A 12,992-nucleotide genomic window follows, 5' to 3' on the forward strand; every position below is an offset into this window, starting at 1 on the left:
GCCTGGCCTACATGACCGACGAAGCGGTCGAGGGCCGCGACGCCTTCCTCGAGAAGCGCGAACCGGACTGGAAGCCCTACCCCTGGTACTTCTGAGCTGACCTGCGCTATTACGGATTTCGCCATGCTGTCCGGTCGGACCCACCTCTGGACAGAGTGTGCTCGGGCCGCGACAGTAGGCAGAAAGCACGGTTACGCTACGCCAATGCCGTACGTCAGTACCGATGGGGCTCGCATCTTCTACACCGACTCTGGTGATCACCGAAGCTCCGTCGTTGTGTTGAGCCATGGGTTCTTCATGGACCTGTCGATGTTCGCACCGCAGGTGGAGTATCTGGAAGCGAAGGGTTTTCGGGTGCTGTGCTGGGATGCCCGGGGGCACGGTGGCACTGCTACAGAGCCGCATCGGTCTTTCAGCTATTGGGATTCGGCGCGCGACCTGCTGGCCGTCATGGACGCGGCCGGCGTGGACCGCGCGGTCCTGGGGGGAATGTCGCAGGGCGGTTACACGGCTCTACGAGCCGCGCTGCTCGCACCGGAGCGCGTGGAGGCACTGATCCTGCTCGATACGGAGGCCGGTGACTCGCCCGACGAGCAGAAGGCCGAGTATCGCGAGCTGTTCGACGCCTGGACGAATCCTGAAGTGCCACTTGCAATGCTGGCAGACGGTTTGGCGCCACAGCTGATCGGCGGCACGGCTGCCGATCAGGCGCCGTGGCGAGCCAAATGGGCGGCCAGTGACCGTTCAGCGATCACTCAGGCGGCCGCCTGCTTGACCGAACGGGAGTCTCTCCTCGACCGGCTGGGCGAGATCACCTGTCCCGCAATGGTTCTACGCGGTGAATTCGACGCCTCGAGCACCGCCGACAAGTCCGGTGCATTGGCTGCCGGACTGGCCGGGTCCGGTCCCGTCATGACGGTTCCCGGCGCCGGTCACGCAGCCAATTGGACGACCCCGGATCTGGTCAACGATGCGATCGGCGGATTTCTCAGTCGGTTAGCAAACTCGACGGCCCGTTGAACGGCTGGCGCATGCCGATGAACCACTGAAACGGTGCATCTACGCTGGGCACATCGGTAATCCGGACGCGCACACTGTAGGGCTCGCTGGTAGCCGGGTCACGCAGGTGCATCAAGGGCTGGTGGCGTTCGAAGTCGACGTGCTCGGCCAGATACATCGCCCGGAAGGCCGCGCATGAGCTGAGCCTGCCGAGCAGATCCAGAGCCCACTGTGGATTCTGGTACCTGCCCATGTGCCATCTGAACCAGTTCACGGTCAGCCGGGCTTCGTCCTCCCATTCGATCATTACCTGGTGCGACTCGGGGACCAGGAAGAACCAGACCAGAATGTTCTCCACCTCCGATAGCCGTGGATACGCGCGGTCGTAGGCTTGGTTGGTCCACAACACATTCCATCGCTCGTCGATATACCCCGACAGATGTGGGATCAGGCCGTCGGCGGCAGCGCGTAGATCGTCGGAGATCAGTTCACGCATCTCGGCGACCGGCATCGGTGTGTGGGTACGCGGGCCCGGAGTCTTGGGTGCAGCGAGATTGTGCATATGCTGCCGTTCGGCGGGCGTCAGCTGCAGTGCGCGGGCGATCGCGTCCACCACCTCGGGACTTGGTGAGGTCTTCTCGCGCTGCTCGATCTGAGCTATATAACTGGCGCTGACGTCACAGAGACTGGCCAGTGCCGGACGGCTGAAGCCGCGGGGATGGTCCGGGTGCCTCGGAGTCGTGCGGTGGGTCCGGACAAAGTCAGCGAGGTTGGGGGCCAGCAACTGGTCAATCTCGGTTTCCCCCCGTGCAGAGTAGCCAGCGTTCACGGCGAGCAGGATACTCTCCGGGAAGCGATACAGCCCGAATGAGTTTGAGCCCATGCACACCGGAAGCCCAAGTGGGAGCGTGGGTCCCGCCTATTTCGAATCGACCACTGGCCAGAGGTACCTCTGGCCAGCGTGCGCCCGGCGTCTTTACCAGCGCAATCCGGCCATGTTCTTATTTCCCTCGCACCGGCTCCTCGGACACCAACCTCAGAGTCGGTGAGTAGTTGCATTCGGCTCCGCGTATATCGGAAGCCCCCTGAATGGTGCGGAGCCCCACAGTTTCCCCGCCTCGCAGGAGGAGGACGGGGACCCCGATGCGAGGGCGGCGCGAAGGGGGCGCAGCCCTCGCAGAAGGGCGTGCACAGGGATTGGTAAGAGATGTCCACGGTTTTGCCGTGTCCGTCGTGGTGCGTAGAGCACGACGACCCGGATCCGTTCGCACCGGGCGAAGGCTGTCACCATTGTGGCCGGGAGCGGCCAGTGCTGGTTGAGATACCGGCGCGGTCCGGGCTTCCAGAGTTGTTCGTGCAGTTGAACGCTCACGACTGTCATGGGCTGCGATACAGCTGGATCGATTTGATTGCGCCGAGCCGCGTTCATTCCGAAATGACCGCCGCACAGGCACGGCAGCTCGCCGAAGCTCTCGTAGCCGCCGGGGATTTATGGGATTCCCGAATTCTGGCCGATGGCCTGCTGCAGGCCCATCCCTGCCCTCCGTGGTGCAGACAGCACGACGAGGCGATGGATCCGAAGGCCGAACAGTGGCACAGCAGCCGGCCGTGGACGGTGCCGGTGATAGGACCGCAACTGTCCGGTAGCAGAGTCCGAGTGCGGTTGTGCGCCAAAGACACCCGTTTCGATCGCCGACTGGCTGTGGGCCTGACGGTGCGCGAAGGCGAAACAACGGAGCTTACCGGCCCTGAGGCCCGCCGCATCGCGGCAGCGCTGCTGAATGCCGCCGATGACCTCGACAGCACCCTTTAGCCCGGATCTTCATCGGTCCGACATCTGCGACCTTGGCCTGGGCGGGCGGCGTGGTAGGTGAAATATGGCAAGCGCGCCAAAAGTCTTGCAGGGGTTCAGTGATAGCCACTGGTTAGCCTTCCGGTGTGTGAGGGCACTCGAACACCGGGCTCGTCATACGTGGCACGGATGCCACGCTTCTGTGCGCGAGGCGGGACTTGAACCCGCACGTCCTAGGACACCAGAACCTAAATCTGGCGCGTATGCCAATTTCGCCACTCGCGCTAACGGTACGACCGTCCAAACTTTACCGGGTCTAACGGGGATCGCGAAGCACCGGGAGGGTGTGCCGTACTGGTCGGTAACCTCACCAGGGATTATAACGATTTGATAAACCTCAATGTGAGGGAGCCTCACATTTCCTACACGAACGTAACCGAGCCAACCAGCGGCTTCAAACATGAGGGAGGGTCATGTTTCGGGCCATTCTGGTACGGACGTACGGAAAAACTGCCCGGTAAGTATCCGGTTGGTGACCAAACATGAGGAGATCCTCATGATTTTGTGCCATCCTCGGCTTCTACCAGGGCCTGCGGGCCGGAGGGATACCTGCGCACCGTGAGCGCGGCCCAGTCCTTGGAGGCTGGCCGCCAGGAGAAGGAAGTCGAACGTCTTGACGATCAACGAGAGCACCGGAACCGGATCGAAGGCCAGGGCGGCGGGGAAGTCACGGGAGAGTGGTGTCAGGTCGTCACTGCTGGACCGGTTGCTGGGGGGCGCGCCGTACGCTCTCGCATTCGGCGGGCAGGGCGCGCAGTGGCTTACCGAGCTCGAGGAGATCGGGCGGGATTCCGCCCTGGAGCCCGAGCTGACGGCGCTGGTCAACGAGGCCGCCACCACGCTGGAACCGATCGCGGCACAGCTGCTCGTGGTCCGGCCGGTCGGTTTCGACCCCATCGCATGGATGCTGGAAGAAGAGATCGCCGACCCGGAGCAGGGGGAGGTGTCGGGAGCGCCGTCAGCGCAGGTGTTGCGCTCCGCCGCCGTCTCGATGCCGGGTGTGTTCCTGACCCAGGTCGCCGCGCTGCGCGCGCTGCGCCTGCAGGGCCTCGACATCGTCGCGCACGCGCCCGCCGCCGTCATCGGCCACTCGCAGGGCCGCATCGCAGCCGCCGCCGCCGAGGCGCACGGGCAGCGTGACGCCGAACTGCTGGCCATCGCCCAGATGATCGGCGCCGCGGCCGGCCTGGTCGCCCGCCGCCGCGGTCTGCTGCCGGTGGGGGAGAAGTCCCCCATGGTCGCCGTCTCCAATGTCGACCCCGAGGTCCTGGAAGCCGTTGTCGCCGAGGTCATGGCCGGTGTCGCGCCGGAGAAGGCCGCCGTGCTGTCCATCCGCAACGGCCGCCGCCGCGCCGTGCTGAGCGGCCCGGTCGGCCAGCTCGACCGCGTGCGCCAGCGCGCCGCCGAGATCAATGCCGAGCAGGCCAACGAGCGCGACGCCAAGAAGCGCGGCGGCGCGGTCTTCGCCCCCGTCTTCGAGGACATCCCGGTCGAGGTCGCCTTCCACCACCCGGCGCTGGCCGAGACCGTCGACCTGGTCGAGGGCTGGGCCCAGCAGTGTGGCCTGGACACCGAGCTGGCCGCGCGCCTCGCCCGGGAAGTGCTCGTCGACCCGATCGACTGGGTCGGCACCGTCGACGACACCGTCTCCCGTGGCGCGCAGTGGATCCTGGACCTCGGTCCCGGCGACCTGCTGACCCGCCTCACCGCCGGCTCGCTCAAGGGCACCGGCGTCGGCGTGCTCGCCGCCTCCACCCGCCCGGGCCAGCGGAGCCTGTTCACCCCCGGCGCGGCCCCCGAGGTCGCCGCGGCCTGGAGCGAATTCGCGCCCAAGCCGATCCGCCTGCCCAACGGCCGCATCGTGGTCGAGACCGCGTTCACCCGCCTCACCGGCCGCTCGCCCATCCTGCTGGCGGGCATGACCCCCACCACCGTCGACGCGAAAATCGTTGCGGCCGCGGCCAATGCGGGCCACTGGGCCGAGCTGGCCGGTGGCGGTCAGGTCACCGAGCAGATCTTCGCCGACCGGGTCGAGGAGCTGAAGCAGCTGCTGCAGCCCGGCCGCGCGGTGCAGTTCAACTCGCTGTTCCTGGACCCGTACCTGTGGAAGCTGCAGCTGGGCGGCAAGCGCCTGGTGCAGCGTGCCCGCAGCGCCGGCGCCCCGCTGGACGGCGTCATCGTCACCGCCGGCATCCCGGAACTCGAAGAGGCCGTTGCCCTCGTCGAGGAGCTGTCCGAGGTCGGCATCACCCACGTGGCCTTCAAGCCCGGCACCGTGGCCCAGATCCGCGCCGTGCTGCGGATCGCCGACGCCGTGCCGTCGTACCCGGTGATCATGCACATCGAGGGCGGCCGCGCCGGTGGCCACCACTCCTGGGAAGACCTCGACGACCTGCTGCTCGCGACCTACGCCGAACTGCGTAGCCGCGAGAACGTGATCGTCTGCGTCGGCGGCGGCATCGGCACCCCAGAGCGCGCCACCGAATACCTCACCGGCGAATGGTCGCAGCAGCACGGCTACCCGGCCATGCCGCTGGACGGCGTGCTGGTCGGCACGGCCGCCATGGCCACCCTCGAGGCCACCACCGCCCCCGAGGTGAAGCAGCTGCTGGTCGACACCCCCGGCACCCCCGACTGGGTCGGCGCGGGTACCGCGGTCGGCGGCATGGCTTCCGGCCGTAGCCAATTGGGCGCGGACATCCACGAGATCGACAATGCCGCCTCCCGCACCGGCCGCCTGCTGGACGAGGTCGCCGGTGACGCCGAGGCCGTGGCCGCCCGCCGCGCCGAGATCATCACGGCCCTCGACGCCACCGCCAAGCCCTACTTCGGCGACGTCGCCACCATGACCTACCTGGAGTGGCTGGAGCGCTATGTCGAGCTGGCCGTCGGCCTGGACCGCCGCAAGGACTTCGACTGCGGCGCCGACTTCTCCGACGCCATCGTCGACGCCACCCGCTCGGTGTGGCTGGACATCACCTGGCGCGACCGGTTCGCGGAGATGGTGCGCCGCACCGAATCCCGCCTCAACCCGGCCGACCGCGGTGAAATCGCAACCCTTTTCGCCGACGACTCCGCCTTCGAGACCCCGGTCCAGGCCATCTGCACCCTGAAGGAGCAGTACCCGGCCGCCGCCGGCACCGTGCTGCACCCGGCCGACGTCCCGTTCTTCGTCGCGCTGTGCAAGACCCCCGGCAAGCCGGTCAACTTCGTCCCGGTCGTCGACCAGGACGTGCGCCGCTGGTGGCGCTCGGATTCCCTGTGGCAGGCCCACGATCCGCGCTACACCGCCGACCAGGTCTGCATCATCCCCGGCACCGTCGCCGTCGCGGGCATCACCCGCGTCGACGAGCCGGTCGGTGAGCTGCTGGACCGCTTCGAGCAGAACACCGCCTACTCCCTGGTGCGCTCGGGCGTCGTCCCGGCCGCCGTGGACGGCCGCCGCCGCGCCGAGGTCGCCAACGGCCTGCTCGACATCGTGCTCGCGGCCCCCGACGTGCAGTGGGCCGGCCGCACCACCGTCAACCCCATCCACCGCCTGGGCGACCTGGACGAGTGGGAGATGAACGGCAAGGGCGCCAAGCACCCGCGCACCGGCTCCACCCTGTCCGCCACCGAGGGCCCCGAATCCGATTCCGCCTATGTGGAATTGACCGTCCCGCTGCTGGGCAAGGATGCCGTCCGCATTCGCATCACCGTCCCGGCCTCCGTGTACAACGGTGGCGCGCCGGTCATCACGGACACCGACGCCGAGGCCGCCATGTCGGCGCTGCTGGCCGTCGCCGCCGGCCAGTCCCTGCCCGAGGTCAAGGCCGTCGACGGCACCCAGGTGGCGCACGTCAACCTGGCCTGGAGCCCGGACCTGATCGCCGACCACGCCGGTGTCACCGGCGCGGGCCTGCCCGACAACCTGAGCACCATCGGCCGTACCGCCCCCGACGTGCTCGTCGGCGCCTGCTGGCCCGCCGTTTTCGCGGTCCTGGGCGCCACCCGCACCGCGGACGCGCAGAGCGTCATCGAGGGCATGCTGGACCTGGTCCACCTGGACCACCAGATCGAGCTGCTGGGCGAGCTGCCCGCCGAGCACGCCGTGCTCGCCGTCCGCGCCGAATCCGCCGAGGTGCTCGACACCGACCTGGGCCGCGTGGTCGAGGTCAAGGTCACCGTCGGCGTCATGCGCGACCACGGACTGGAGACCCCGGCCGTCGCGAAACTGGTGGAGCGCTTCGCCATTCGCGGCCGCACCGGCCGGGCCGAGCTGGCCGACCCGCCGCGCGCCGCGGGCTCGCTGTCCGAGGACGCCTCCGACACCCCGCGTCGCCGCCGGCGCGACGTGGCCCTGGTCGCGCCGCGCGCCATGGGCGCCTTCGCGCAGGTCTCGGGCGACTTCAACCCGATCCACACCTCCGACAACGCCGCGAAGCTGGCCGGTCTGGGCAACCCGATCGTGCACGGCATGTGGCTGTCGGCCGCCGCGCAGCACGCCGTCTCGGCCATCGATCTGAGCGACAAGGTGCCGCCGCGCACCATCACCGCCTGGACCACCCGCTTCCTGGGCATGGTCCGGCTCGGCGCCAAGATCGATGTCCGCGTGGAACGTGTTGCGGTGGACCGGGGTTCGGAGATCGTCGAGGTCTCCTGCCGCATCGACGGCAACCTGGTGATGACCGCCACCGGCCGCATCGCGCCGCCGAAGACGGTCTACGCCTTCCCGGGACAGGGCATTCAGGCCAAGGGGATGGGTCTGGAAGCCCGGACGCGGTCCAAGGCCGCCAAGGACATCTGGGATCGCGCCGACAAGCACACCCGCGAGGCCCTGGGCTTCTCGATTCTGGCTGTGGTGCGCGACAACCCGACCTACCTCAAGGCGCGCGGCGTCGAGTACCGCCACCCGCAGGGCGTGCTGCACCTGACCCAGTTCACCCAGGTGGCCATGGCCACGCTCGGTGTCGCGCAGGTCGCGGAGCTGCGCGAGTCCGGTGCCTTCATCGAGGGCGCCATGCTCGCCGGGCACTCGGTCGGTGAGTACAACGCCCTCGCCGCCGCCGCGGGCGTGCTGCCGCTGAACGCGGTCCTCGAAGTGGTGTTCCAGCGCGGCTCGGCCATGCACGAGCTGGTGCCCCGGGATGCCCAGGGCCGCAGCAACTACCGCATGGCGGCCATCCGGCCCTCGCAGATCGGCATTGCCGACGACCAGGTCATCGGCTGGGTGAAGGACCTCGGCGAGCAGGCCGGGGAATTCCTCGAGGTCGTCAACCTGAACCTGCGCGGCGCGCAGTACGCCATCGCGGGCACCGTGAAGGGCATGGAGGCGCTCGAGACCGAGATCGAGCGGCTGCGCGCCGAGACCGGCGGCAAGCGGGCGTTCGTGCTCATCCCGGGTATCGACGTGCCGTTCCACTCCACCGTGTTGCGCGCCGGTGTGCCGGAATTCCGCGGCAAGTTGCTGGAGCTGCTGCCGCAGGACCTGGACCCGAGCCTGCTCATCGGCCGCTACATCCCGAACCTGGTGCCGCGCGTGTTCAACCTGGAGCGCGAATATGTCCAGGAGATCGCCGATCTGGTGCCGTCCGAGCCTCTCGCGGAGGTGCTCGCGAACTGGGACGAGTGGTCCGCCAAGCAGGTCGAGCTGTGCCGCGTGGTTCTGGTCGAGCTGCTGGCCTGGCAGTTCGCCAGCCCGGTCCGCTGGATCGAGACCCAGGACCTGCTGTTCACCGATGTCGAGCACGGTGGCGTCGGCGTCGAGCGGTTCGTCGAAATCGGTTTGGCCGCAACGCCGACCGTCGCGAACCTGGCGTCCAACACGCTGAAGCTGCCGCAGTTCGGCAGCGCCGTGGTCGAGGTGCTGAACATCGAGCGCGAGCGCGGCGTCGTCTACTCGACCGACACCGACCCCGCGCCGGTGGAGGAGCCCGAGGAGACCCCCGCCACTGAGACATCGAAGGACGCCGCCTCTGCCGCACCGGCCGCGGCTGCCGCCGCCCCGGCCCCGGTGGCCGTGCCGACCGGTGGCCCCACCCCGGACGACATCGCGTTCTCCGCCGCCGACGCCACCCGCGTGCTCATCGCGCTGTGGACCAAGCTGCGGATGGACCAGATCGGCCCGGTGGACACCATCGAGGGCCTGTGCGACGGCGTGTCCTCGCGCCGCAACCAGCTGCTCGTCGACCTCGGCGCGGAGCTCTCGCTCGGTGCCATCGACGGTGCCGCCGACGCCGACATGGGCGCGCTGTCCAACACCGTGGACCGCCTGGCCCGCACCTACAAGCCGTTCGGTTCGGTGCTCTCCGACGCCATCGGCGACCATCTGCGCAAGGTCTTCGGCCCCTCCGGCAAGCGGCCCGCCGCCATCGGCGACCGCGTCAAGAAGGTCTGGGGTCTCGGCGACGGCTGGGCCAGCCACGTCACCTCCGAGGTTTCGCTCGGCACCCGTGAGGGCCAGTCGGTCCGCGGTGGCGACCTGGGCGGCCTGGTCTCCGGCGGCCTCTCCGATGGCGCGTCCGTGGACTCCGCCATCGACGCCGCCGTGCAGGCCGTGGCCCTGCGCCGCGGAATCGCGGTCTCCATGCCGTCCGCCGGTGGCGGCGGCGGCGCGACCGTCGACGCGGCCGCGCTGGGCGAGTTCACCGAGCAGATCACCGGCCGCGACGGCGTGCTGGCGCAGGCCGCCCGGGTGATCCTGGAGTCCCTGGGCCACGCCGAGCAGGCGTCCGCGCCGGAGGCCACCACCGACACCCTGGTGGATCTGGTCTCGGCCGAACTGGGTTCGGACTGGCCGCGACTGGTCGCGCCCGCCTTCGACGCCCGCAAGGCCGTGCTCATCGACGACCGGTGGGCCAGCGCCCGTGAGGATCTCGCCCGCCTGTGGTTCGGCAACGACGGCTCGCTGCCGGCCGAACCGGTGGTGGACGGCTACGTCGGCGCCGGTGAAGCCGTTGCCGCGCAGGCCACCTGGTGGCGCAACCGGGCCATGAAGGAGGCCCGCTCGGTGCTGGCCGGTGTCTACGGCGCGATCGCCGAGGCCGCCCTCAGCAGCGCGGATCCCGGCGTCTGGTCCTCCGACATCGCCGTGATCACCGGTGCCAGTAAGGGTTCCATCGCGGCGGCGGCCACCGGCCGGCTGCTCGCGGGTGGCGCCACGGTCGTGGTGACCACCTCCAAGCTGGACGACGAGCGCCTGGGCTTCTACAAGCAGCTCTACCGCGAGAACGCCCGCAAGGGTGCCGCCCTGTGGGTGGTCCCGGCGAACATGGCCTCCTACACCGATATCGACGCGCTCATCGACTGGGTCGGCAACGAGCAGGTCGACAATGCCGGTGGCGCCAAGGTTCTCGTCAAGGAGGCGATGACCCCCACCCTGCTGCTGCCCTTCGCCGCGCCCCGCGTGGCCGGTGACCTCTCCGACGCCGGCGCTCGCGCCGAAATGGAGATGCGGGTGCTGCTGTGGTCGGTGGAGCGGCTCATCGGCGGCCTGTCCAAGCTGGGCGCCGACCACGACGTGGACGCGAAACTGCATGTGGTGCTGCCGGGTTCGCCCAACCGCGGCATGTTCGGCGGGGACGGCGCCTACGGTGAGTCCAAGGCCGCCCTGGACGCCATCGTCGCCAAGTGGCGCGCGGAGAAGTCCTGGTCGGAGCGGGTCACCCTGGTGCACGCGCTGATCGGCTGGGTGCGCGGCACCGGCCTCATGGGCGGCAACGACCCGCTGGTCACGGCCGTCGAGAAGGCGGGCGTGCACACCTGGTCCACGCTGCAGATGGCCGACGAACTGCTCAAGTGGTGCAGCTCGCGGGCCCGCGTGGTGACCGCGGCCGGACCGCAGCAGATCGACCTGACCGGCGGTCTCGCCGGAGCCAAGCTGGATCTGCCGGAGCTGGCCCGTGAAGCCCGCGAGCAGGCCGAGGCTGCCGCCGACGAGTCGGAAGACAGTGACGGCGTGACCATCTCGGCCCTGCCCGCCCCGCCGACCCTGTCCTCCAAGCTGCCCACCCCCGAATGGGGTTCGGTCACAGCCGATCTCGACGACATGGTCGTCATCGTCGGCGCCGGCGAGCTCGGCCCCTACGGTTCGGCGCGCACCCGCTTCGAGATCGAGGTCTCCGACCAGCTCTCCGCCGCGGGCGTGCTGGAGCTGGCCTGGACCACCGGCCTGGTCACCTGGGAGAACGACCCCAAGCCCGGCTGGTACGACACCGAATCCGGTGAGTACGTCGAGGAATCCGAGCTGGCCGACCGCTACCACGACACCGTGGTGGAGCGTTGCGGCGTGCGCCGCTACGGCGACGACGGCGCCATGATCGACAATGCCGCCCCGCTGCTCACCTCGGTGTTCCTGGACAAGGACCTCACCTTCGTGGTCAACAGCGAGGCCGAGGCGCGGGCCTTCTTCGCCGCCAACCCGGAGCAGACGGTCGTCACCCCGGTCGCGGGCACGGACGACTGGCAGGTGACCCGCAAGGCGGGCACCGAGATTCGCGTGCCGCGCAAGGCCAAGCTGTCGCGCACCGTCGGCGGTCAGATCCCGACCGGCTGGGACCCCACCAAGTGGGGCATCTCCGCCGATATGGCCGGCTCCATCGACCGGGTGGCGCTGTGGAACATCGTCTGCACCGTGGACGCCTTCCTGGGCTCGGGCTTCAGCCCGGCGGAACTCATGAGCTGGGTGCACCCGGCCATGGTCGCCAACACCCAGGGCACCGGCATGGGCGGCATGTCGTCCATGCGCTCGCTCTACATCGACAACCTGCTCGGTGAGCCGCGGGCCAACGACATCCTGCAGGAGGCGCTGCCCAACGTCGCTCTGGCGCACGTGGTTCAGAGCTACGTCGGCTCCTACGGCGGCATGATCCACCCGGTCGCGGCCTGCGCGACCGCGGCGGTCTCCGTCGAGGAGGGCGTGGACAAGATCCGGCTCGGCAAGGCCGATCTGGTGGTCGCGGGCGGCTACGACGACCTCGGCATCGAGGGCATCGTGGGCTTCGGCGACATGTCCGCCACCGCCGACTCGGCCGTCATGTCCGCCAAGGGCATCAGCGACCGTTACTTCTCCCGCGCCAACGACCGCCGCCGCGGCGGCTTCGTCGAATCGCAGGGTGGCGGAACGGTATTGCTGGCCCGCGGTTCCGTGGCGCTGGAGATGGGCCTGCCGGTGCTGGGCGTCGTCGCCTACGCGCAGTCCTTCGCCGACGGCGTGCACACCTCGATTCCGGCTCCGGGCCTGGGCGCCCTGGGCGCGGGTCGCGGTGGCCCGGAGTCCAAGCTGGCCAAGGAACTCGCCAAGCTCGGCGTCACCCCGGACGAGATCGCGGTGATCTCCAAGCACGACACCTCCACCGCGGCAAACGATCCCAACGAGTCCGAGCTGCACGAGCGTCTGGCCACCGCCATCGGCCGCTCGGCAGGCGCTCCGCTGTTCGTGATTTCGCAGAAGACCCTCACCGGTCACGCGAAGGGCGGCGCGGCGGCGTTCCAGATGATCGGCCTGTGCCAGGTGCTCGAGCAGGGCGTCATCCCGCCCAACCGCAGCCTCGACTGCGTGGACGAGAAGATGGCCCAGTACCCGCACCTGGTGTGGCTGCGCGAGCCGCTCGCGGTGGGAGATCGCTTCCCGCTCAAGGCCGGTCTGGTCACCTCGCTCGGCTTCGGGCACGTGTCCGGCCTGCTGGCCATCGTGCACCCGCAGGCGTTCGTCGAGGCCATCGCCGACGCCGAGCAGCGGGAGGCGTACCAGCGCAAGGCCGAGGAGCGGCAGCTGGCCGGCCGTCAGCGCTTCGCTGAGGCCATGTGCGGCGGCGCCCCGCTGTACGAGCGGCCCGCCGACCGCCGCCTCGGCGGCGACGGCACCCCGGCCAAGCAGTCCCGGCAGCTGGAAGCCGACATGCTGTTGTCGCAGCAGGCCCGGCTCGGCGCCGACGCCGTCTACGTGGCGGTGCCGAAGGGACCGGCCTGCCAGTAGGCCACAGAGACCGGCCTGTCGGTAAGTAGCCCCCGGCAGGTCTGACACAGCGGGCTCGCGCCGGCGCTCCTCGGAGGGCGGCGCGAGCCCGCTGTTCCACGTCCGCGAGCGGACCAAATGGCACTGCGACGACTGGGACATGTGTTCGTAGGGAGCCTACGGTGCCGTAGGTCCGCTGGTATGTTC

General features: G+C 69.2%; 4 protein-coding genes, 1 tRNA gene and 1 pseudogene. 4 read left to right on the plus strand and 2 right to left on the minus strand.

What is annotated here, in order from left to right; translation table 11 throughout:
* A pseudogene (locus ACFXN1_RS50080) lies at positions 1-95 on the plus strand (1,4-dihydroxy-2-naphthoyl-CoA synthase); the annotation flags it as partial.
* 109 nt (positions 96-204) lie between these two features.
* On the plus strand, positions 205-1,020 hold the full coding sequence (locus ACFXN1_RS50085; RefSeq protein ID WP_379445847.1) for an alpha/beta fold hydrolase: 816 nt from the start codon (positions 205-207) through the stop codon (positions 1,018-1,020).
* On the opposite strand, the gene ACFXN1_RS50090 is transcribed toward ACFXN1_RS50085, so the two are convergent.
* The gene (locus ACFXN1_RS50090) at positions 989-1,828 is read right to left on the minus strand and encodes a helix-turn-helix domain-containing protein (RefSeq protein WP_379445849.1); all 840 of its coding nucleotides are present in this window, start codon (positions 1,826-1,828) and stop codon (positions 989-991) included. The genes ACFXN1_RS50085 and ACFXN1_RS50090 overlap by 32 nt on opposite strands.
* Positions 1,829-2,206: 378 nt before the next feature.
* Here ACFXN1_RS50090 and ACFXN1_RS50095 point away from each other — a divergent pair, with 378 nt between their 5' ends.
* A complete protein-coding gene (locus tag ACFXN1_RS50095; RefSeq protein ID WP_379445850.1) occupies positions 2,207-2,812 on the plus strand; it encodes a DUF6907 domain-containing protein in 606 nt (201 codons plus the stop codon).
* 182 nt (positions 2,813-2,994) lie between these two features.
* On the opposite strand, the gene ACFXN1_RS50100 is transcribed toward ACFXN1_RS50095, so the two are convergent.
* Positions 2,995-3,076 (minus strand) — tRNA-Leu (locus ACFXN1_RS50100).
* Between the two features lie 388 nt (positions 3,077-3,464).
* Here ACFXN1_RS50100 and ACFXN1_RS50105 point away from each other — a divergent pair.
* Positions 3,465-12,806 (plus strand): fatty acid synthase subunit beta domain-containing protein, encoded by a 9,342-nt coding sequence (locus tag ACFXN1_RS50105; protein ID WP_379445851.1) that lies wholly within the window; start codon positions 3,465-3,467, stop codon positions 12,804-12,806.
* Positions 12,807-12,992 lie beyond the last annotated feature (186 nt).

This window comes from Nocardia sp. NPDC059154, from assembly GCF_042755705.1.
Classification (GTDB): domain Bacteria; phylum Actinomycetota; class Actinomycetes; order Mycobacteriales; family Mycobacteriaceae; genus Nocardia.